The sequence below is a fragment of the Marivita sp. NO-S04 genome (genome assembly GCF_059070475.1).
This window is the reverse complement of the sequence record NZ_CM180980.1, coordinates 3,000,108-3,020,492: the sequence shown is the minus strand read 5'-3', so window position 1 is coordinate 3,020,492 and position 20,385 is coordinate 3,000,108. Positions and strand designations below refer to the sequence as shown.

Here is a 20,385-nt window from a genome sequence, read left to right as displayed (position 1 = left end):
AACATAGGCCGGGCAGATGCCCGGCCTACGCCATATGTTGCAGTATGCCGGGCTTTAGCCCGGCACCCACATCAGGTCACATCCCGATACGAGATTTCCTTAACGTCCTTGCCGGTCTTGCCCCGCCGCACGATCAGCCGGTTGAGCGCGTGGATATAGGCCTTGGCCGAGGCCACAACCGTATCCGTATCAGCCGACTGGCCGGTGGCGATCATGCCGTCTTCCTCAAGGCGCACACTGACTGTGGCCTGAGCGTCGGTGCCTTCGGTCACTGCGTTCACCTGATAAAGCTGCAGCCGCGCCTTGTTCGGATGCAGCATACGGATCGCCTTGAAGGTCGCATCCACCGGCCCGTCGCCTTCGCTGACCGCCGACATGTCCTCGCCGTGGATCTCCATCTCAAGCGTGGCCTCTGCCGGGCCACCAGTGCCGCAGACCACCTTGAGGTTCACAAGCTGGAGCGCGTCATCGCCTTCGGTCGTTGCCGTCACCAGCGCGAGGATATCGTCGTCGAACACCTCTTTCTTGCGATCAGCGAGATCCTTGAACCGAACAAAGATGTCCTTGAGTTGGTTGTCTCCAACTTCGACGCCCAATTCCCGCAACTTCGCGCGCAACGCGGCACGGCCCGAATGCTTGCCCAAGGGCAGGGACGTGCCCGCAATGCCCACATCCTCGGGGCGCATGATCTCGAACGTTTCGGCGTTCTTGAGCATCCCGTCTTGGTGGATGCCCGACTCGTGCGCAAATGCGTTCTTGCCCACAATCGCTTTGTTGAACTGCACGGGGAAACCCGAGACCGTCGCCACGCGGCGGGAAATATGCATGATTTTCTTGGTGTCGATGCCGGTGGTGTAGGGCATGATATCGCCCCGCACCTTGAGCGCCATCACCACCTCTTCCAAAGCGGTGTTGCCCGCGCGTTCGCCCAACCCATTGATCGTGCATTCGATCTGGCGCGCGCCACCCTGCACGGCGGCCAAAGCATTCGCCGTCGCCATGCCAAGGTCGTTGTGGCAGTGGGTGGCAAAGACCACATCATCGGCACCCGGCACGGTTTCGATCAGGCGACGGATCAGATCAGCGCTTTCCACCGGCGCGGTATAGCCAACAGTGTCAGGGATATTGATCGTGGTCGCGCCCGCCTTGATCGCGATCTCAACCACCCGACACAGGTAATCCCATTCTGTGCGTGTGGCATCCATTGGCGACCATTGCACGTTGTCGCAAAGGTTACGGGCGTGGGTCACAGTCTGTTCGATCCGCTCGGCCATCTCGTCTTGCGTGAGGTTCGGGATCGCTCTGTGCAGCGGCGAGGTGCCGATGAACGTATGAATGCGCGGCTTTGCAGCGTTGCGCACAGCTTCCCAGCAGCGGTCGATATCCGGCAGTTGCGCCCGCGCGAGCCCGCAGATCACCGCGTTCTTAGAGCGCTGCGCGATCTCGCTCACCGCGCGAAAATCGCCTTCCGAGGCAATCGGAAACCCGGCCTCGATGATGTCCACACCCATGTCATCCAGAAGCTCGGCAATCTCGAGCTTTTCGTCATGGGTCATGGTTGCGCCGGGAGACTGTTCGCCGTCGCGCAAGGTGGTGTCAAAGATCACCACGCGGTCTTTTTCAGTGCTTGTCATGGTTAGGGTCTTTCTTGTCTTGTCCAAATCCGTCGGCGCGTCACGGTCATCCTCTGAGCGGTCGCGCCGGAAAGGCCGCGCTCAGAGGCGGATTAGGAGAAGACGGGTGGCCAGCGCAAGAGGCGCGGAAAAGCGCGTGCAGATTGCGATATGGGCCAAACATGTCATGCGGGCGACTATACGCAGCAATTTTTGAAAGAAAACCCGTCGAATGAAAAAATGCGCAGCTGTGGGGGCTGCGCATTTTCGTCATCGAAATAGTCACCGTTTGGCCGAAGAGTCTTCGTACGAAGGAACTTAGGCGCCCCGGTAAATTTTAGAGATCGGGATAGATCGGGAAACGGGCGCACAACTCTGCGACCTCGGCCCGGACCTTGTCCTCAACAGCGCCATTTCCGTCTTCGCCATTGGCAGCCAGACCATCGGTCACCTCGATGATCCAATCTGCGATCTGGCGGAACTCGGCCTCGCCAAAGCCCCGTGTCGTGCCTGCGGGCGACCCAAGACGGATACCGGACGTGATCGTCGGCTTTTCCGGGTCAAACGGCACACCGTTTTTGTTGCAGGTGATATGCGCGCGGCCCAGTGCCTTTTCCGTCGCGTTGCCCTTCACGCCCTTGGGGCGCAGGTCAACCAGCACGACATGTGTGTCTGTGCCGTGGGTCACCGTGTCCAGACCACCCTTGATCAACTGATCCGACAGCGCTTGGGCGTTGCGGATGACGTTCTGCTGGTAGATCTTGAAATCGGGGCGGAGCGCCTCTCCAAAGGCCACAGCCTTGGCGGCGATCACATGCATCAGCGGACCGCCCTGAATGCCGGGGAAAATGGCCGAATTAAACTTCTTGGCCAGTGCCTCGTCATTGGTCAGGATCATCCCACCGCGCGGACCGCGCAGGGTCTTGTGTGTGGTTGTTGTCGCGACGTGGGCATGGGGGAACGGGCTGGGGTGTTCGCCTGCTGCCACCAGACCGGCAAAGTGTGCCATGTCCACATGCAGGTACGCACCCACGCTGTCGGCAATTTCGCGCATCTTGGCAAAGTCGATCTGGCGCGGGATGGCGGAACCACCGGCGATGATCAGCTTGGGCTTGTGCTCATTCGCCAGTTCCTGAACCTGATCGTAATCCAGCATGTTGTCCTGCTGGCGCACGCCGTATTGGATGGCGTTGAACCACTTGCCAGACTGGTTCGGCGCCGCGCCGTGCGTCAGGTGACCACCGGCATCAAGGCTCATGCCAAGGATCGTGTCGCCCGGCTGCAGAAGCGCCGTGAACACACCCTGGTTGGCCTGAGAGCCGGAGTTCGGCTGCACATTGGCAAAGCCACAATCGAACAGCTGGCATGCGCGTTCAATGGCAAGGTTTTCGGCCACGTCGACAAACTGGCATCCACCATAGTAGCGACGGCCCGGATAGCCTTCGGCATATTTGTTGGTCATCACCGAGCCCTGCGCTTCCATCACGGCACGGCTGACGATGTTTTCCGAGGCGATCAGCTCGATCTCGTCGCGCTGGCGGCCCAGCTCATCGGTGATCGATTTGAACAGATCCGGGTCGCTGTCGGCCAGCGATTTCGAGAAAAATCCGGTGTCACGGTGCGGAGCGTTCATGGGCAGGGCCTCCTTGAAGCGGGTCAATCTTTGGCGGTTACGTATAGGAGTCGCGCCAAAAGGCAAAGGTTGGAAAGCGACCACACGACACAAAGCTGCGCCATGTCTGGCGTGCGGCAGGTGTTTGTGCTTGTTTCGGAACGGCACGACCCCGATAGGAACCCGAACATATGTCCCTGCGCATCGCCTTTGCCGCCAGCTCTGCTCCGATTGCCCAATCGGCCAAAGCGGGGCTGACCCGCCGCTATGGCGACCACAACGAAGACGGTGCGGACGTGATCGTTGCACTGGGCGGCGACGGGTTCATGCTGGCAACCCTGCACCGGACACAAGACCTGCCCGCCCCGGTCTACGGGATGAATCGCGGCACAGTCGGCTTTCTGATGAACGAATACTCGGAACACGATCTGGAAGAGCGGCTTGAGCAGGCACAGGAAGAGGTGATCAACCCGCTCTCGATGTTGGCCACGCGACAGGACGGCAGCACACAACGGGCGCTTGCGATCAACGAGGTCTCGCTGTTGCGGGCGGGGCCACAGGCTGCGCGACTGCGGATCAGTGTCGATGGCAAGGTGCGCATGTCCGAACTGGTCTGTGACGGCGCATTGGTCGCAACGCCAGCCGGATCCACCGCCTACAACTACTCCGCCCACGGTCCCATCCTGCCCATTGGCTCCGACGTTCTGGCACTGACCGCAATGGCCGCATTCCGCCCGCGGCGCTGGCGGGGGGCACTTTTGCCAAAAACTGCCGAAGTCACCTTTGAAGTGCTTGATCCCGACAAACGCCCGGTTATGGCCGAAGCCGACGCCCGTGCCGTGCGTGACGTGGTGCGGGTCGAAATCCGGTCAGAACCCTCGATCGCCCACCGCGTGCTGTTCGATCCGGGCCACGGGCTAGAGGAACGGCTGATCCGCGAGCAGTTCGTCTAAGGCCCACCCGCGTCGCAAAACCGCCCATCTTGTGCCATCTCCGGTCGCTACCTTGCACACGGGTCAACGGCGAAAGGCATGGAACATGCGGGGTCTTCACATTCTGTTTATGGCGGCGCTGATGTGTCTTCCCACCGCAGCTGCAGCGCAGGAACGCGACCGTCTGGATCACCGGGGCGAGGTCTTGGGATGGGAAGGCGTTGGTCGGCTGGACACGTCAATCGGCACCTGCACCGGCACGCTCATCGCCCGCGACTTGGTTCTCACGGCGGCACATTGCGTGGTTGATAAGGCCACCCGTACCGTGCTGCCAATAGACCGCATGCGCTTTAGTGCGGGCCTGACCCACGACTTCACAGCGGCTATCCGAGGAGTCACCCGAATTGTTCTGTCCCACGGCTACCTTGAGGCTCTGGACGCTTCCCTGACCGAGCAGGTGCGCACCGATCTTGCGCTGCTGCGTCTCGACAGTCCGATTTTCAGCACCGAGGCCGAACCATTTCGCATACACGACCGCGCGATGGACGCGGGTTCTGTGATCCTTGTATCCTATGGCAGGGGTCGAAACACGTCGCTTCAGCGTGAATCTGGTTGTCGCCACAAGCAGACCTACCGGGGTGGTTTGATGAGCTTTGACTGTGATGTCACCTTCGGGTCATCCGGTGCGCCCGTCTTTGTGAACGATCAGGGGCGGCTGCGCATCGTGTCGGTGGTGTCGATGATGTCCACCGCGCCCAATACCGAGAAAGAGGCCATTGGTATGTCTTTGCCCGTTGCCGTGGGAGCATTGCTGCGCGACATGCGCAATGACGCGGCGCGCGCGCCGGTGACCGCAGGGGCCCGGCGGGTTAGTGTCGGCGAACGCGCAGGCGGGACGCGGTTCATCAAAGTGGATTGACGCGCACGGCCTTTCGAAAGGCCGTGAAAGGCTTTTCCGAAAAAGCCTTTACGCCTTTTGCAAAAGGCGTGCCCCGTACCCCGGTCAGCGCGGCAAGGGCAGAGCGGTGTCGTCTTTAACCTGATCCATCACAATCTGGCTGTGCACCCGCCCGATCGAGTCGTGCGGCAAGAGAACCTCCTGCACCAACCGGTTGAGCGCGGACAAGTCCAAGCAATAAACCCGGAAGATGTAATCGGCCTCTCCGGTCAGCGTTCACGCCGCGACGATCTCGGGTGTCGTGGCAACCAGTCGTTTGATGGATTGATGAGTGCCGTTGCTCTGGGCGCGTGTCTCTACCTGAATAAACGCCTGCACCGTCAGGCCAAGCCGTGTGGGGTTCAAACGGCATGGCGTGCCCATGATATAGCCTTCGGCTTCGAGGCGCTGACGTCGCCGGCTGATCTGGGATGCCGACATGCCAAGGTCTTCGGCCAAGTCCTGCGCCGAAGTTTGGCCGTCCCTTTGCAACCGGGCAAGAAGTTTGATGTCTTTGGGGTCAAGCGAATTCATGCGCAAAATCTGCATCTTTTGATGAAATCATGCAAGATCAGCGCGTAATTAACATCAAGCGCGTGCAACTATGAGCGCACGACGCATGTCTGACGCCGTAATCTATGTGAAAACAAGGAGGATGCCATGGGTCCGTTCCCGCACAATGCGCCGAAAGCAACGATCACCAACGACAACCCCGCCGGGACCGACGGGTTCGAATTCGTCGAATTCGCGCACCCCGACCCCGACGCGCTCCGGGCGCTCTTTACCAAGATGGGCTACACCCACACTGCCACGCACAAGACCAAGCAGATCGAGCTTTGGCAGCAGGGCGACATCACCTACATCCTGAACAACGAACCTGGCAGCCAAGCCATGCGTTTTGTCGAAGAACACGGCCCCTGCGCCCCATCGATGGGATGGCGTGTCGTGGACGCGAAACACGCCTATGACCGCGCAGTGATGCTGGGCGCCACGCCCTATGACGGCAACGACAAGGCGATGGATGTGCCTGCGATTGTCGGCATTGGCGGGTTGCTGATCTATTTCATCGACAAATACTACGGCCAGAACCCGTATAATGACGAATTCAACTGGGTCTCCACCGCCAATCCCGAAGGTGTGGGATTCCATTACCTCGATCACCTGACCCACAATGTCCACAAGGGCAATATGGACACGTGGTTCGACTTCTACGGCAAAATCTTCGGCTTCAAGGAAATCCGTTTCTTCGACATCGAAGGCAAGTTCTCCGGCCTCCTAAGTCGCGCGCTGACTTCGCCCTGCGGACGCATCCGTATTCCGATCAACGAAGACCGGGGCGAGACCGGGCAGATCGTGGAATACCTCAAACGCTACAAGGGCGAAGGCATCCAGCACATCGCGGTTGGTGCGCGCGACATCTACGACGCGGTGGACGAGATCGCGTCACGCGGGCTCAAGTTTATGCCGGCCCCGCCGGAGGCTTATTACGACCTCAGCAAGTCTCGCGTTGTCGGCCATGAAGAGCCGATCGACCGGATGCAGAAACACGGCATCTTGATCGACGGCGAAGGCGTGGTCGGTGGCGGCGAGACTCGCATCTTGCTGCAGATCTTCTCGAAAACCGTGATTGGGCCGATCTTCTTCGAATTCATCCAGCGCAAGGGCGATGACGGATTTGGCGAAGGCAACTTCAAAGCCCTGTTCGAAAGCATCGAAGCCGACCAGATCGAACGCGGTGTGCTCAAGGCAAGCTGACCAACGCGGCGCGGCCCTTAGCTTGGGTCGCGCCAGCGGTTTACAATCGGATAGCGCCGGTCCAGCCAGAAGGCGCGTTTCGACAGGCGCGCGCCTGGGGCGGACTGGAAGCGCTTGTATTCGCTGATATACAGCAGATGCTCGATCCGCTTGGCATCCGCGCGGTCGTACCCGGCGGCGACGCAATCCGCGATGGACCCGTCTTCGTCCACGAGGATTTGCAGGATACCGTCCAGCACCGGATAGTCGGGCAGGGAGTCGCTGTCCTTCTGATCCTTGCGCAGTTCGGCCGAAGGTGGCTTGGTGATGATCGCCTCGGGGATCACAGCGCCCTCTGGCCCTATCATCCAAGCGCGATGGTTGGCGTTGCGCCAGCGGCAGCAGTCGAAGACGCGGGTTTTGTACATGTCCTTGATCGGATTATAGCCGCCCGCCATGTCGCCATAAATCGTGGCATAGCCCACAGCGACCTCGGACTTGTTGCCCGTGGTCAGCAACATCTCACCGAACTTGTTGCTGAGCGCCATCAACAGCAGACCCCGGATGCGGGACTGGATGTTCTCTTCGGTCAGATCGGGCTTCGTGCCTTCGAACAATGGGCCGAGCGTTTCGGTGACAGCATCGCGGGTTTTACCAATTGGTACAAAATCGTACCGGCAGCCCAAGTTCTCGGCCACTGCCTTTGCATCGTCCAAAGATCCTTGCGACGTGTATTCGGATGGCAGCATCACGCAACGCACATTCTCTGCGCCCAGAGCATCTACTGCGATTGTCGCGACAATGGCAGAGTCGATCCCGCCGGAAAGGCCCAGCAAAACCTTCTTGAATCCGGTCTTTGCCATGTAATCCCGCAGCGCGGTGACCATGACGCGGTAATCCTGTTCCATCGCATCGGGATGCTGGGTGAAATCGCCATCCAGTGCGCGCCAGCCATTGTCGGTGCGCTCTAGGTCGACATGGCTGATGACTTCGTCGAAGGTCGGCAATTGCACTGCAGGCACACCGCCGGGGTTCAGCACAAACGATCCGCCGTCGAAGACCTGATCGTCTTGTCCACCGACCATGTTGAGGTAAATCAGCGGCAGTCCGCATTCGACCACGCGGGCGACCATGTGGTTCAGGCGGGTCTCGAACTTGTCGCGGAAATAGGGGGAGCCGTTTGGCACAAGGATGAATTCCGCGCCGCTTTCCTCATGCGCTTCGACCACGTCTGGATACCATGCGTCCTCGCAAATCGGCATGCCGATCCGGACACCGTTCACCGCCACCGGTCCCTGCATCATGTCGCGCGAAAACAGGCGCACTTCATCGAAGACATTGAAATTCGGCAGGAAGTACTTGTGTACGACCGAAGCGATCTTGCCGCCCTGCAGGACGAAGTAGCTGTTGTGCAGCTTAAGATCTTCACCAACGCTTGGACCTCCAATCGCAAGTGCGGGTCCGTCTGTGCAGGCCTCGGCCAGTGCGGTCAGTTCAGATTGAACATGGGCCACGAAGGCGGGCTTCACGATCAGGTCTTGGGCCTGATACCCGGTCAGGAACATCTCGGGTAGCGCGACAAGATCGGCCCCGGCGGCTTTGCCCTCTTCCCACGCAGCGCGGGCCTTGGCGGCATTGCCGGCAAGATCGCCCACGGTGGGGTTCAACTGCGCCAGAGTGATGCGAAACCGATCCGACATGGGGCGGTCCTTCCTTTGCCGATATCGCGGGTGACATAGCAGAACCCCGCGCGAGGGAAAGCCACTTGTGGGATAAGACATTGTCTGACCCCGCCTGCTCGCATAGGTTTCGGGGACAGGGTCATGGCAACGGACATGAGTGGGATAGCGAACAAATGAGACCGGGCAGCAAAGTCATTCTGGGTGCGGCCGTCGCACTTATCCTCGCACAGGGCGCTGTGGCGCAGGACGGCGAGGTGCAGACCAAGCAATACGATGATGGCGGCGTGTACGAGGGGACGTTCCTCAACGGGTTGCAACATGGCACCGGCACCTACCGTTTGCCGAACGGGTATGAATACACCGGTGACTGGGTCGAGGGCGAGATTCGCGGCGACGGTGTGGCGCGGTTCCCGAACGGCTCGGTCTATGAAGGCCAGTTCAACAAGGGCAAGCCCGAGGGGATCGGCAAGATCGTGTTTGCAGATGGGTCGACCTATCAAGGTTCGTGGCTCGACGGCAAGATCACCGGGCAGGGCGTGGCGCTTTATGCCAATGGCGTGCGCTACGAGGGATCGTTCCGCAATGCGCTGCATCATGGGCGTGGCACGATGCAAAGCCCGGGCGGCTATGTCTACGAAGGCGACTGGATCAACGGCGTCAAGGAAGGCAACGGGACCATCACCTATCCCGATGGGTCGACCTATAAGGGCCGCGTCGCGGATGGTGACCGCGAAGGGCAGGGTAAACTGACCATGCCAGACGGTTTGGTCTATGACGGAATGTGGAAAGACGGGCAGATCGATGGGGTCGGCACGCTGACCCAATCCAACGGTGATGTTTACGAGGGCCAGCTTGTCGCTGGACGCCGCGACGGGCAAGGAACGGTGCGCTATGCCAACGGCGATGTCTACGAAGGCGAGTTCAAGGACGATCTCCGCCACGGGCAAGGCACGTTCGTTGGCACCGACGGCTACCGTTACGAAGGCGCATGGGTGGCTGGGCAGATCGAAGGGATCGGCAAGGTCACCTATCCCGATGGCTCTGTCTACGAAGGCCAGTTCCGGGGCGATCTTGCCAATGGTGAGGGCAAGATCACCTATCCGGATGGGTCGACCTACGAAGGTGATTGGATCGATGGTGTGATCGACGGCAAGGGCCGTGCGGTTTATGCCAATGGGCTTGTGTACGAGGGCGACTTCAAGAACGCACGCAACCACGGCTATGGCGTCATGACATACCCTGACGGCTACAAATACGAAGGCGAATGGCTGGACGGGCAGCGCCACGGGCAGGGCACGGCGACTTACACTGATGGCACCGTTTATGTTGGCCAGTTTGCGGACGGGCAGCGTCATGGGCAGGGCGAGATCACCATGGCCGACGGGTTCAAGTACGTCGGAGACTGGCAAAATGGCGAGATCAGCGGTCAGGGAACCGCGACCTATGCCAATGGCGATGTCTACGAGGGCACGTTCCTAGACGGCAAACGTCAGGGCACTGGCACGATGCGCTATGGCTCGGGTGAAACCGCCACTGGTGAATGGGTCAACGGGGCGCTGACCGACGGGTGACGTGAGGGTTTGCAAACTCGGTGCGCGGGTTTGCAAACTGTGGCGGCGCTATTCCCACCAGCGGTCCACTTCGGCAATCTCGTCATCGGTCCAGCCAAAGTGATGCGCAATTTCATGCACGACGATATGGGCTACCAAATCCTGAAGCGTCACTGATTTTCGGTCGCGCCATTCGGCAAGGATGGGTTCGGCATAAAGCCAGACCTGATCGGGAAAGGGCGACGGATCACCGGCGGATTTCTCGGTCAGGGGGATGCCGTCATAGAGCCCGGTCAGTTCCAGCGGATCGTCGATCTCCAGATCGGCCAGAACATCGTCGGGTGGCCAGTCGGTGACCTGCAGAAGAACGTCTTGGCATAGGTCGCGAAACGGCAAAGGCAGCCCGTTCAGGGCTGCCTCGGCATAGCGTGTGATGTCGTCGATGTCGTCTTGCGCGGTCATCCGTGCATCAGCACTCCGTTGGGCGACCGCGTCAAGCCAGGATCAGAGCAGAAGCTGGTAGCTGTGCGGCACGTAGTGGAAGCCGTCACCGCGGGTTTCGACATAGCCCACACCCGGGAAGGGCATGTGGTAGCCGATGAACGGCACGGCATCGGTGGCCAGCATGCCCAGCACATTGCGGCGCGATGCAGCAGCAGCGGCTTTGTCCATGTCGAAGCGGACTTCCCAATCGGGATGCGCCAGCGACCAGACATAATGGTTGGTCAGGTCGGCAAGGATCAGAAGCTGTTGGTCATTGCTGTCGAGCATGAAGGTCATGTGACCCGGCGTATGCCCGAACGCGGCCATCGCCGTGATGCCCGAGGTGACGCTGTCGCCATCGCCAAGGAAGGACATCTTTTCCGCCAGCGGTTTGACGTTGTTGGCAAAGCCTTCGTTGTCGGTGCCCGACCAGTGGTCGAATTCCGCCTGACCGGTGATGTAGGCGGCGTTGCTGAAAGTCTCTGCACCGTCGGTCATCAAGCCGCCAATGTGGTCACCGTGCATGTGGGTCAAAACGACATGGGTGACGGCATCGGCAGTATAGCCTGCCATTTCGACCGCTTGTGCAGTGGCTGCCCCATTGAGGCCGGTGTCGAACAGGATCAGCTCGGAGCCTGTGTTGACAAGAGTCGGCGTGAAAAAGAACTGCGCCTTGTCGATCGGAATGCGCGCTTCTGCAGAAGCGGCTGCGAATTCTTCGGCGCTGACGTTCATGCCGAAGATCGTTTGCGGTTCTTCCACTGTGCGGCTACCGACGAGCATCGTGGTGACTTCGAAATCGCCGACGCCGAAACGGTTTACACGGGGAATCTGTGCCCCTTGCATGTGACCGGCGGCGCTTGCCTTTGTGATGCCAAGACCTGCTGCCATCGGAAGGGCGGCGGCCCCGGCAAGAAGGCTGCGGCGTGACATGGAAAATTCGGACATATTGGTCGCTCCCCTGTTTAATCTGGAAAGAAGTGTAGCTGCAAAACCGACCAAAGCTTGTTCCTTCACGCCTTCGTGATTGTGCAATCGTGCAGAGCATTGGTGCGGGGCTTTCTGGACAAAAGCATCCCTTTGTGTGAAAGCGCGGTCAACAGGAGACACAGTCCATGACAACCACCCGTTTCGCCCCGTCACCCACTGGTTACATCCATGTCGGCAACCTGCGCACCGCCTTGTTCAACTACCTTATCGCCCGCAAGTCCGGTGGGACATTCATCCTGCGGATCGACGACACGGACCCGGAGCGGTCAAAGGAAGAATATGTCGATGCGCTCAAGTATGACCTGGAGTGGTTGGGCCTGACATGGGACCGTGTTGAGCGGCAGTCCGAGCGGTTGGATCAGTACCACGCGGCAGCCGACACGCTGCGCGAGATGGGGCGTTTCTACGAGGCGTTCGAGACACCGACTGAACTGGACCTGAAGCGCAAGAAGCAGCTGAACATGGGCAAACCGCCGGTTTATGATCGTGCGGCGCTGGCCTTGTCCGATGATGAAAAGGCCAAACTGCGCGCCGAACGGGGCGATGGCGTCTGGCGTTTCAAGCTGGACCAGGAACGGATCGAGTGGACCGATGGCATCCTTGGCGACATTTCGATTGATGCGGCCAGCGTCAGCGATCCGGTGCTGATCCGGGCGGATAAGCAGATCCTCTATACGCTTGCGTCCGTCGTCGATGACACCGAAATGGGTGTGACCCATGTGGTGCGCGGGTCGGATCACGTGACCAACACAGCAACGCAGATTCAGATCATCCGCGCACTGGGTGGCACCGTGCCGTCCTTTGCGCACCATTCGTTGCTGACGGGGCCGCAGGGCGAGTCGCTGTCCAAGCGCCTGGGCACACTGGCGCTGCGCGATTTACGCGAGCAGGGCATTGAGCCAGAGGCATTGCTGAGCCTGATGGCGCGGCTGGGTTCGTCGCAGCCGGTGGAATTGCGATTGTCGCTCGAAGAGATCTCGGATGGGTTTGACCTAAGCCAGTTTGGCTCTGCGCCGACGAAGTTCGATTTCGAAGACCTGTTCCCGCTGACCGCGCGCAAGTTGCACGGGCTGGATGTGACGGCCGTCAAAGGCGACCTGGATGCGCTGGGCGTTCCGGCTGACAAGGCCGAAGCGTTTTGGAACGTGGCCCGCGACAACATCACCACGCGCCACGACATCGCCAAATGGTGGGCGCTCTGTGCCGAGGGCGCGGAGCCGATGGTCGCGGATGAAGACGTAGAATTCATTGCAGAAGCGATGGCGCTGCTGCCCGAGGGGCCACTTGGCCCGGATGCATGGGGCAGTTGGACCAACGCCGTGAAAGAGGCGACGGGCCGCAAGGGCAAGGGTCTGTTCATGCCGCTGCGCAAGGCGCTGACGGGGCAAGAGCGGGGGCCGGAAATGGCCGATCTGCTACCCGTGTTGCAAACCATTCCAGCGCGCAAACTCGCGAAAGCCTAAGTCTCTTTGGCTTTTTGATGCAGGGTTTTGACCGCGTCGGGGTCGTCGATCCGGCGGTCGATGATCCCTAGCGTGGCAGCGCGGGTCTCTTCGGCGGCTTTCGCCAAATCCGACCAGTCGCTTTTGCTGAGGCGGTTCGCAGCTTTAAGCATCTGCGCCATCACATCAAACCGGTCGCCACCGTCCTGCATCAGGCTGGCAAACCCGTCCTGCAGAAGATCGTTCGCTGACACCGTGCCGATGATGACCCTGTCGAATTTGGGTTTGGTGTCACGCTCTGGGTCGCTCATGCCCTTGCCCAGCGACCACAAGATGCGTTCGATGCGGTGGATCACGTCGATGGCAGTGCCGGGATCGTTCACACCGGGTGACAGTGCGCGCGAGGCGACTTCGGACAAGATCACAAGGCCGAAGCGGGCATCCTGTTCGACGGTGCGTTCATCCCCCAGAGTGAAGTTCTCAAGCAGCGCGTCCAAGTCGCATTCGCCATCGACATAGGCCAGTGGCGTATCCTTGAGCACCCAACTGCCGGGGGGCGTGTACACCCAAAGCGTCGCGTCCTGTTTTCCGAGTTGTTCGTTGAGTTGGGCCAGGCTGATGAATTGCACATAGCCCGATCTCGGTGAGAGGAGTGCTTTTGAGCTGTCCGGTGCGCGCGGTGCATCGCTCGCGGGGCGGGCGCCTAGGTTGGGGGTTTTGGCCAACCGTTCCAGCGGTTGCGTCGCGGATTGTTCCATCAAAGTCAGGGTGTGGTGCAGGCTGCCCAATTGGCTGAGATGGGCGATCCAGCGCAGGATCGCGACAACGATCATCAGGATGCAGACCATGGTCAGACCGAAGACGATCACAGCAGCGGAATCGCCGTAGAACCCCGCGCGGAACATGACGATGGAGGCAAGCGAGAAGAGGAACGCGCCCACGAAGACCGACATGACGTTGAGGGTCGTCATATCCTGCATCAATAGCCGGTACACACGCGGCGTTGCCTGACCTGCCGCCGAACGAAACGCCTGCACCATGATGCCCAGTGAAAAGGTGGTGACGGCCAGCATCGACGAGGCGAGGATGTTCAGAATTGGTAGAACCGCGTCGCGTGAAAATCGTTCGGCTAGTGAGTCGGGCAGGAACTGATCAAAAAGCGGTGCGAACAGTGCCACCAGCAAGGCTGCGCTGCCAAAGGCTGAAATTCGGATGCCGGGGCGCCGCCAAAGCCGGGTCAGCCAAAGCCAGATGCGTTCGCGCATCAGGCAAACACCTTGGCGCGCAAGGTTACCAACATGTCATCGACAAAGGCTTGTTCTGCTGTGGAAAGCTTTTGCGCCCGAGGATAGACTGGATTGCTGCGATCGTTGCGTACGGGGGTGTTCCAGCCTTCGGTGGTGGCGCAGAAGCGTTCAGCCCCGGCTTCGCCAAATTCACGCAGATAACCTTGCAGAACCGCATCGACATAGCTGAGCAGGATCGGGTGATCCTTGTCCGGTGGCGCCGCATTACCCGGCGGGATGGCGTAGATCGAGATGTCACGTACATCTTGCGCTGTGTGCTGAACCGCGTTGGTGACAGCAAGGCGGGAATAAGAAAACTCTCGCGCATCCAGAGCGACCCAGTCGTCATTCGGAACGGGGGCGATGACTCCGTCGATGACGCTTTCGGCTTCGGCAATCACAGATAGGAAGGCTGCTGGGCGGTTCGGCGCACGTTGCCAGACGCGCCGCCACCCGGTGATGTGCGAGGCATGAAGTGGGGTAAAGCTGTGTGTGTTGCGGTTCACCAGCGATCCGTAACCGAAAAAATGAGGGTGCTTCACGGGGCTATCTGCTCTGAAACGGTTGATGTATATCAAAGACAGCTTTGCATGATCCGGTAGGTATGGCCAACCGATCTGAAAGGATGACTGCCTTGCGTGTCACCAAACGAACCAACATCGCGATGCGTGTCCTCATGTTCTGCGCCGCCAATACGGGGCGTCTTGTCACCAAGGCAGAAATTGCGGAACGTTGTAATGCGTCGGAAAACCACTTAGCTCAGGTGATCAACCAACTTGGGCAACTTGGGTTCCTTCACACCCAACGCGGGCGCAATGGCGGTTTGGAGTTGGGGCGTCCGGCAGATCAGATCAGGATCGGAGACGTGTTCCGCGTGCTCGAAGCGCCGGTGCCGCTGGCTGAGTGTTTTGCCGATGTCGACAACACCTGTCCGCTGAAAGATGCGTGTCGTCTGCGAACGGCTTTGACCGACGCGGTCGAGGCGTTCTATCTATCGCTTGATCCGATCACGCTGGACGCGCTTGTGTGCACCAATGCCGATCTTCTGGACATCTTGAACCCCGAACGCGCCTGCGCTGCCAGAGAAGCCGCGCTCGCAGTTTGAGACTTGAGGCCGTTGCGAAAACGGTCTACCACTCGCGTCATCCACGATGGGAGAACCGGTTCGACCGGTGCCGAAGGAGCAACCGCCCCCGGAAACTCTCAGGCCTAAGGACCGTCGCGGACATAAACTCTGGAGAGATTTCGGGCGTGACCCGGAACGCCGAAGGGATAACGATCTCAGGCAAAAGGACAGAGGGGGCATAGGACGAACGCGCATTTTGCGCGATTTGGAATATGCCGGTTGTCGTATCACAGGCGCCCGGTCTGATACGAAGGGATGCCGCGTGGGCGATTTGAAACGCACACCGCTATACGATCTGCATGTCGCGCTGGGCGCCAAGATGGTCCCATTTGCGGGCTACGAAATGCCGGTGCAATACAAGGCAGGTGTGATGAAGGAACATCTTCATTGCCGGGCGGCCGCGGGGCTTTTCGATGTCAGCCATATGGGGCAGGTCATTTTGCGAGCCGACAACCCTGAGGTCGCCAAGGCTGCTTTGGAGCGGTTGATCCCACAGGATGTGCTGGGACTGGGTGAGGGCCGTCAGCGCTATGGGTTCTTCACCAATGATGCAGGCGGGATCGAAGACGATCTTATGTTCGCCAATCGGGGGGATCACCTGTTCGTCGTCGTGAATGCGGCCTGCAAAGATGCGGATGTGGCACGCATGCGCACTGCGTTAGAGCCGGTTGTGACAGTCAAGCTTTTGGAGAACCGCGCGCTTTTGGCGTTGCAGGGCCCGAAGGCCGAAGCCGTGTTGGCAGAACATCACCCGTCAGTGGCCGAGATGCGGTTTATGGATGTGGCCACTGTCCCGATTGCGGGGGCCGAATGCTGGGTGTCGCGGTCCGGTTACACTGGGGAAGACGGATATGAGATATCCGTGCCTTTGGCGGCGGCCAAAGGTCTGGCTCAGGCGTTGCTGGCGCACGAGGATGTGGAGGCCATCGGTCTTGGCGCACGGGATTCGCTCCGCCTTGAGGCGGGGCTGTGCCTTTATGGACATGACATCGACGACACAACGTCCCCGGTCGAAGGCGGATTGACCTGGGGCATCCAGAAAGCGCGCCGGTCAGGTGGCGACCGCGAAGGCGGGTTCCCTGGCGACGATCGTATTCTAAGCGAGATGCAGAAGGGGGCCGATCGCAAGCGCGTTGGACTTCTTCCTGACGGCCGTGCGCCGATGCGTGAAGGCACTGTGCTTTTTGCCGTTGCCGACGCAGAAACTCCGGTTGGCACCGTCACATCGGGCGGGTTTGGCCCATCTGTCGGAGCCCCCGTTGCGATGGGATATGTCGACGCTGCCCATGCTGAAATCGGCACCACGCTTTTTGGCGAAGTCCGGGGCAAACGGCTTCCTGTTTATGTTGCCAAACTGCCCTTCGTGGCGGCAGGGTTCAAACGATAATCATACCAAGAGGGACCACATGAAATTTACCGAAGAACATGAATGGCTGCGCGTCGAAGGCGATGAAGTGGTTGTTGGCATCACGGCACATGCCGCCGAACAATTGGGCGATGTGGTGTTCATCGAACTGCCCGAGGAGGGCACGGTTGTCAGCAAGGATGACGAGATTGTTGTGATCGAGTCGGTCAAGGCCGCGTCGGACATTCTTGCGCCACTCGACGGCGAAATCACTGAAGTGAATGAAGCGCTGGTCGAAGAACCGGGCAAGGTCAACGAAGACCCTGAGGGCGAGGCTTGGTTCTTTAAGTTGAAGATCGAAGACATGTCGGCGCTGGACGACATGATGGATGAGGCCGCGTACAAGAAATACATCGGCTGATCGTCTGAGGGGCGGAGTTGACCGCCCTTCGCATCGCCCCGGCTGGACGACACTTTGGCTGCCGTGGCGCGGGCATATTTGGAAAAAGAAGAAGCAGGGGACGGTGATCCGTTCCGAACCGCAAGGAGAGCGACATGGGTTATGATCCCATCGACTATCTGCCGTATGATTTTGCCAACCGGCGTCACATTGGCCCATCCCCTGCGGAGATGGCCGAGATGCTGGCCACGGTCGGGGTGTCAAAGCTCGACGATCTGATTGCTCAGACGGTGCCCGAAAACATCCGTCAGGCCGAACCGTTGGATTTTGGCAAAGCGCTGTCAGAGCGGGAACTGCTGTACCACATGCGCGAGGTGGCGTCCCAGAACGAGGTTCTGACCTCGCTCATCGGGATGGGGTATCACGGCACGGTCACTCCGCCTGCGATCCAGCGGAACATTTTTGAGAACCCAGCCTGGTACACGGCCTATACGCCGTATCAGCCCGAGATCAGCCAAGGGCGGCTTGAGGCGCTGTTGAATTACCAGACCATGGTCAGCGACCTGACTGGACTGGAGATTGCGAACGCATCACTGCTGGATGAAGCGACGGCCTGTGCCGAGGCGATGACCATGGCGCAGCGTGTGGCCAAGTCGAAGGCGACCGCGTTCTTTGTAGATGAGAACTGTCACCCGCAGAACATCTCGGTCATGAAGACGCGCGCGGCGCCTTTGGGCATAGAGGTGATTGTTGGGGATGTGGCTGACATGGACCCCGAAGCGGTGTTCGGGGCGATCTTCCAGTATCCGGGCACATATGGCCACCTGCGGGACTTCACTGATGACATTGCGCGGCTGCATGGTGCCCGCGCGATTGCCATCATGTCTGCTGATCCGATGGCGCTGTGTCTGCTGAAAGAGCCGGGCGCGATGGGCGCGGATATTTCTGTGGGATCAACCCAGCGGTTTGGGATTCCGCTTGGGTATGGTGGTCCACACGCGGCCTATATGGCGACCAAGGACGACTATAAGCGCGCGATGCCGGGTCGGATTGTGGGTATCTCGATCGACAGCCATGGCAACAAGGCCTACCGGCTGTCCTTGCAGACTCGCGAGCAGCACATCCGCCGGGAAAAGGCGACGTCGAATGTCTGTACCGCGCAAGCGCTGTTGGCTGTGATGGCTGGGTTCTATGCTGTGTTCCATGGACCCAAGGGCTTGCGGGCGATCGCACAGCGCATCCATCGCAAGACAGTGCGTATGGCCAAGGGGTTGGAAGCTGCCGGTTTCAAGGTCGAGCCCGCAGCCTACTTTGACACGATCACCGTGGATGTGGGGCTCTTGCAGCGCGGCGTGTTGCAGGCGGCGGTGCGCGAGGGGTTGAACCTGCGGGCCGTTGGCAAGACCAAGATCGGTATCACCCTGGACGAGAAATCGCGTCCGGCGACCATCGAGGCGGTATGGCGTGCCTTTGGTCTGCTCAAATCGGATGATGCGCTGACGCCGGAATATCGCTTGCCCGAGGGGTTGATCCGCACCTCCGAGTATCTGCAGCATGACGTGTTCCACATGAACCGCGCCGAGACCGAGATGATGCGCTATATGCGGCGTCTGGCGGACCGCGATCTGGCGCTTGACCGGGCGATGATCCCGCTTGGGTCGTGCACGATGAAGCTCAATTCAGCGGCCGAGATGATGCCGGTGAGCTGGCGCGAGTTCGCCGATATTCACCCTTATGTGCCCAACGATCAGGTTCGTGGGTATCATGCGCTGATTGGGGATCTGAACGCCAAGCTGTGCACAATCACTGGATATGCCGCGATTTCCATGCAGCCCAATTCGGGTGCGCAGGGGGAGTATGCAGGGCTTTTGTCGATTGCCGGATATCACCGCGCAAATGGGCAGGGGCATCGCAATATCTGCCTGATCCCTGTCAACGCGCATGGGACGAACCCGGCCTCGGCGCAGATGGTCGGCTGGAAAGTTGTGCCGGTGAAGTGCGACGACAACGGCTCGATCGACCTTGAGGATTTCCGCGCCAAGGCGGAACAGCATTCCGAGAACCTTGCCGGGACGATGATCACTTACCCGTCGACCCATGGGGTGTTCGAGGGCACGGTGAAAGAGGTCTGCGAGATCACCCATGAGCACGGCGGTCAGGTCTATATCGACGGGGCCAACATGAACGCCATGGTCGGTCTGTCGCGCCCCGGCGATCTGGGCGGAGATGTGAGCCACCTTAACCTGCACAAGACGTTCTGCATTCCGCATGGTGGCGGTGGACCGGGCATGGGGCCGATTGGTGTCAAGGCGCACCTGATCCCGCACCTTCCGGGTGATCCGGTGTCGGGTGAGGGTGCTGTCAGTGCGGCGCCGTTTGGGTCGCCGTCGCTCTTGCCGATCTCGTGGGCGTACTGCCTGATGATGGGCGGCGAGGGCCTGACACAGGCGACGCGCGTGGCGATCCTGAACGCGAACTATATTGCGACACGGCTCGAAGGGGCGTTTGACGTGTTGTACCGAGGCGATAAAGGGCGCGTGGCGCATGAGTGTATTCTTGATGTGCGTCCCTTCGAGAAAACTGCTGGCGTCACAGTGGAAGACATCGCGAAACGTCTGATGGATGCGGGCTTCCATGCGCCGACCATGAGTTGGCCTGTTGCGGGTACTCTGATGGTGGAGCCGACGGAGTCGGAAACCAAGGCCGAGCTGGACCGGTTCTGTGATGCGATGCTGGCAATCCGCGACGAGATCCGAGCGATCGAGGCGGGCGAGATGGATCGCGAAGTAAACCCGTTGAAGCTTGCTCCGCATACGATGGAAGATCTCGTGCGCGACTGGGACCGGCCTTACAGCCGTGAGCAGGGTTGTTTCCCCAAAGGTGCGTTTCGGGTCGACAAGTACTGGCCGCCGGTCAACCGTGTCGACAACGCTTATGGCGATCGGCACTTGGTCTGCACCTGCCCGCCAATGGAGGACTATGCCGAGGCGGCCGAGTAACCACAGCGCCGCAGGCGTGATTGTGCTTAGATCAGAGTTCAGGCCGGGTTCTTTGCCCGGCCTGTTTCGTTGGAGCGTGTCGCAATCGGAAAAAACTGGCGAGGGCGTTGCAACCAATCAGACAGCGCTACGTTGCTTGGGTATGCGACACCTTTTACAGAAGTTAAGAACATGGTTCGGTCACATCAGGCCCAAGACGCTCGCTGATGAGCAGAAGGCGATCCCGGTCGTGACCGTGTCCGCCTATCGCGGCG

At 59.9% G+C, this 20,385-nt stretch carries 16 protein-coding genes, 1 pseudogene and 2 riboswitches; of the genes and pseudogenes, 9 read left to right on the top strand and 8 right to left on the bottom strand.

Going from position 1 to position 20,385, the window contains the following annotated elements:
* Positions 1 to 71: 71 nt before the first annotated feature.
* Both ACK3EW_RS15420 and glyA read right to left on the bottom strand, forming a co-directional pair.
* Positions 72 to 1,634: a 2-isopropylmalate synthase gene (locus ACK3EW_RS15420; RefSeq protein ID WP_493806877.1), complete on the bottom strand. Its 1,563-nt coding sequence runs from the start codon at positions 1,632 to 1,634 to the stop codon at positions 72 to 74.
* A gap of 316 nt (positions 1,635 to 1,950) precedes the next feature.
* Entirely contained in the window at positions 1,951 to 3,246 is a 1,296-nt protein-coding gene (gene glyA, locus ACK3EW_RS15415) for a serine hydroxymethyltransferase (protein WP_493806876.1), read from the bottom strand.
* 170 nt (positions 3,247 to 3,416) lie between these two features.
* On the opposite strand from glyA, the gene ACK3EW_RS15410 reads away from it, so the two are divergent.
* Both ACK3EW_RS15410 and ACK3EW_RS15405 read left to right on the top strand, forming a co-directional pair.
* Positions 3,417 to 4,178 (top strand): NAD kinase, encoded by a 762-nt coding sequence (locus ACK3EW_RS15410; protein WP_085628255.1) that lies wholly within the window; start codon positions 3,417 to 3,419, stop codon positions 4,176 to 4,178.
* A gap of 85 nt (positions 4,179 to 4,263) precedes the next feature.
* Complete coding sequence (locus ACK3EW_RS15405; RefSeq protein ID WP_493806875.1) at positions 4,264 to 5,076, top strand: trypsin-like serine peptidase; 813 nt, start codon at positions 4,264 to 4,266, stop codon at positions 5,074 to 5,076.
* A gap of 84 nt (positions 5,077 to 5,160) precedes the next feature.
* Here ACK3EW_RS15405 and ACK3EW_RS15400 read toward each other — a convergent pair.
* Positions 5,161 to 5,628: pseudogene (locus ACK3EW_RS15400) on the bottom strand (Lrp/AsnC family transcriptional regulator).
* 126 nt (positions 5,629 to 5,754) lie between these two features.
* Here ACK3EW_RS15400 and hppD point away from each other — a divergent pair.
* Positions 5,755 to 6,849 carry a 4-hydroxyphenylpyruvate dioxygenase gene (gene hppD, locus ACK3EW_RS15395; RefSeq protein WP_493806874.1) on the top strand — a complete coding sequence of 365 codons (1,095 nt, stop codon included), beginning with the start codon at positions 5,755 to 5,757 and terminating at the stop codon, positions 6,847 to 6,849.
* Between the two features lie 17 nt (positions 6,850 to 6,866).
* Here the strand turns inward: hppD and ACK3EW_RS15390 are convergent, their stop codons facing one another.
* Entirely contained in the window at positions 6,867 to 8,528 is a 1,662-nt protein-coding gene (locus tag ACK3EW_RS15390; RefSeq protein WP_493806873.1) for an NAD+ synthase, read from the bottom strand.
* A 155-nt stretch (positions 8,529 to 8,683) separates the two neighbouring features.
* On the opposite strand from ACK3EW_RS15390, the gene ACK3EW_RS15385 reads away from it, so the two are divergent.
* A complete protein-coding gene (locus tag ACK3EW_RS15385; protein ID WP_439119057.1) occupies positions 8,684 to 10,081 on the top strand; it encodes an MORN repeat-containing protein in 1,398 nt (465 codons plus the stop codon).
* Between the two features lie 48 nt (positions 10,082 to 10,129).
* Here the strand turns inward: ACK3EW_RS15385 and ACK3EW_RS15380 are convergent, their stop codons facing one another.
* Positions 10,130 to 10,522 carry a metallopeptidase family protein gene (locus ACK3EW_RS15380; RefSeq protein WP_439119058.1) on the bottom strand — a complete coding sequence of 131 codons (393 nt, stop codon included), beginning with the start codon at positions 10,520 to 10,522 and terminating at the stop codon, positions 10,130 to 10,132.
* A 42-nt stretch (positions 10,523 to 10,564) separates the two neighbouring features.
* Entirely contained in the window at positions 10,565 to 11,491 is a 927-nt protein-coding gene (locus ACK3EW_RS15375) for an MBL fold metallo-hydrolase (RefSeq protein WP_493806872.1), read from the bottom strand.
* A gap of 167 nt (positions 11,492 to 11,658) precedes the next feature.
* On the opposite strand from ACK3EW_RS15375, the gene gltX reads away from it, so the two are divergent.
* Positions 11,659 to 12,996, top strand: coding sequence for a glutamate--tRNA ligase (gene gltX / locus ACK3EW_RS15370; RefSeq protein ID WP_493806871.1), 1,338 nt, complete (start codon positions 11,659 to 11,661; stop codon positions 12,994 to 12,996).
* Here the strand turns inward: gltX and ACK3EW_RS15365 are convergent.
* Positions 12,993 to 14,240 carry a DUF2254 domain-containing protein gene (locus tag ACK3EW_RS15365; RefSeq protein ID WP_493806870.1) on the bottom strand — a complete coding sequence of 416 codons (1,248 nt, stop codon included), beginning with the start codon at positions 14,238 to 14,240 and terminating at the stop codon, positions 12,993 to 12,995. The genes gltX and ACK3EW_RS15365 overlap by 4 nt on opposite strands.
* Positions 14,240 to 14,803 carry a gamma-glutamylcyclotransferase family protein gene (locus ACK3EW_RS15360; RefSeq protein ID WP_493806869.1) on the bottom strand — a complete coding sequence of 188 codons (564 nt, stop codon included), beginning with the start codon at positions 14,801 to 14,803 and terminating at the stop codon, positions 14,240 to 14,242. The genes ACK3EW_RS15365 and ACK3EW_RS15360 overlap by 1 nt, the downstream gene beginning before the upstream one ends.
* A 92-nt stretch (positions 14,804 to 14,895) precedes the next feature.
* Here ACK3EW_RS15360 and ACK3EW_RS15355 point away from each other — a divergent pair, with 92 nt between their 5' ends.
* The 4 genes from ACK3EW_RS15355 to gcvP all read left to right on the top strand — a co-directional run bounded on the left by ACK3EW_RS15355 (position 14,896) and on the right by gcvP (position 20,131).
* Positions 14,896 to 15,366 (top strand): RrF2 family transcriptional regulator, encoded by a 471-nt coding sequence (locus ACK3EW_RS15355; protein ID WP_085628245.1) that lies wholly within the window; start codon positions 14,896 to 14,898, stop codon positions 15,364 to 15,366.
* Between the two features lie 37 nt (positions 15,367 to 15,403).
* A riboswitch (glycine riboswitch) is annotated at positions 15,404 to 15,490 on the top strand.
* 3 nt (positions 15,491 to 15,493) lie between these two features.
* A riboswitch (glycine riboswitch) is annotated at positions 15,494 to 15,560 on the top strand.
* An 89-nt stretch (positions 15,561 to 15,649) separates the two neighbouring features.
* The gene (gcvT, locus tag ACK3EW_RS15350; protein ID WP_493806868.1) at positions 15,650 to 16,774 is read left to right on the top strand and encodes a glycine cleavage system aminomethyltransferase GcvT; all 1,125 of its coding nucleotides are present in this window, start codon (positions 15,650 to 15,652) and stop codon (positions 16,772 to 16,774) included.
* A 19-nt stretch (positions 16,775 to 16,793) separates the two neighbouring features.
* Complete coding sequence (gene gcvH / locus ACK3EW_RS15345) at positions 16,794 to 17,153, top strand: glycine cleavage system protein GcvH (protein WP_439119064.1); 360 nt, start codon at positions 16,794 to 16,796, stop codon at positions 17,151 to 17,153.
* A 134-nt stretch (positions 17,154 to 17,287) separates the two neighbouring features.
* Entirely contained in the window at positions 17,288 to 20,131 is a 2,844-nt protein-coding gene (gene gcvP / locus ACK3EW_RS15340) for an aminomethyl-transferring glycine dehydrogenase (protein WP_493806867.1), read from the top strand.
* Positions 20,132 to 20,385: the final 254 nt, after the last annotated feature.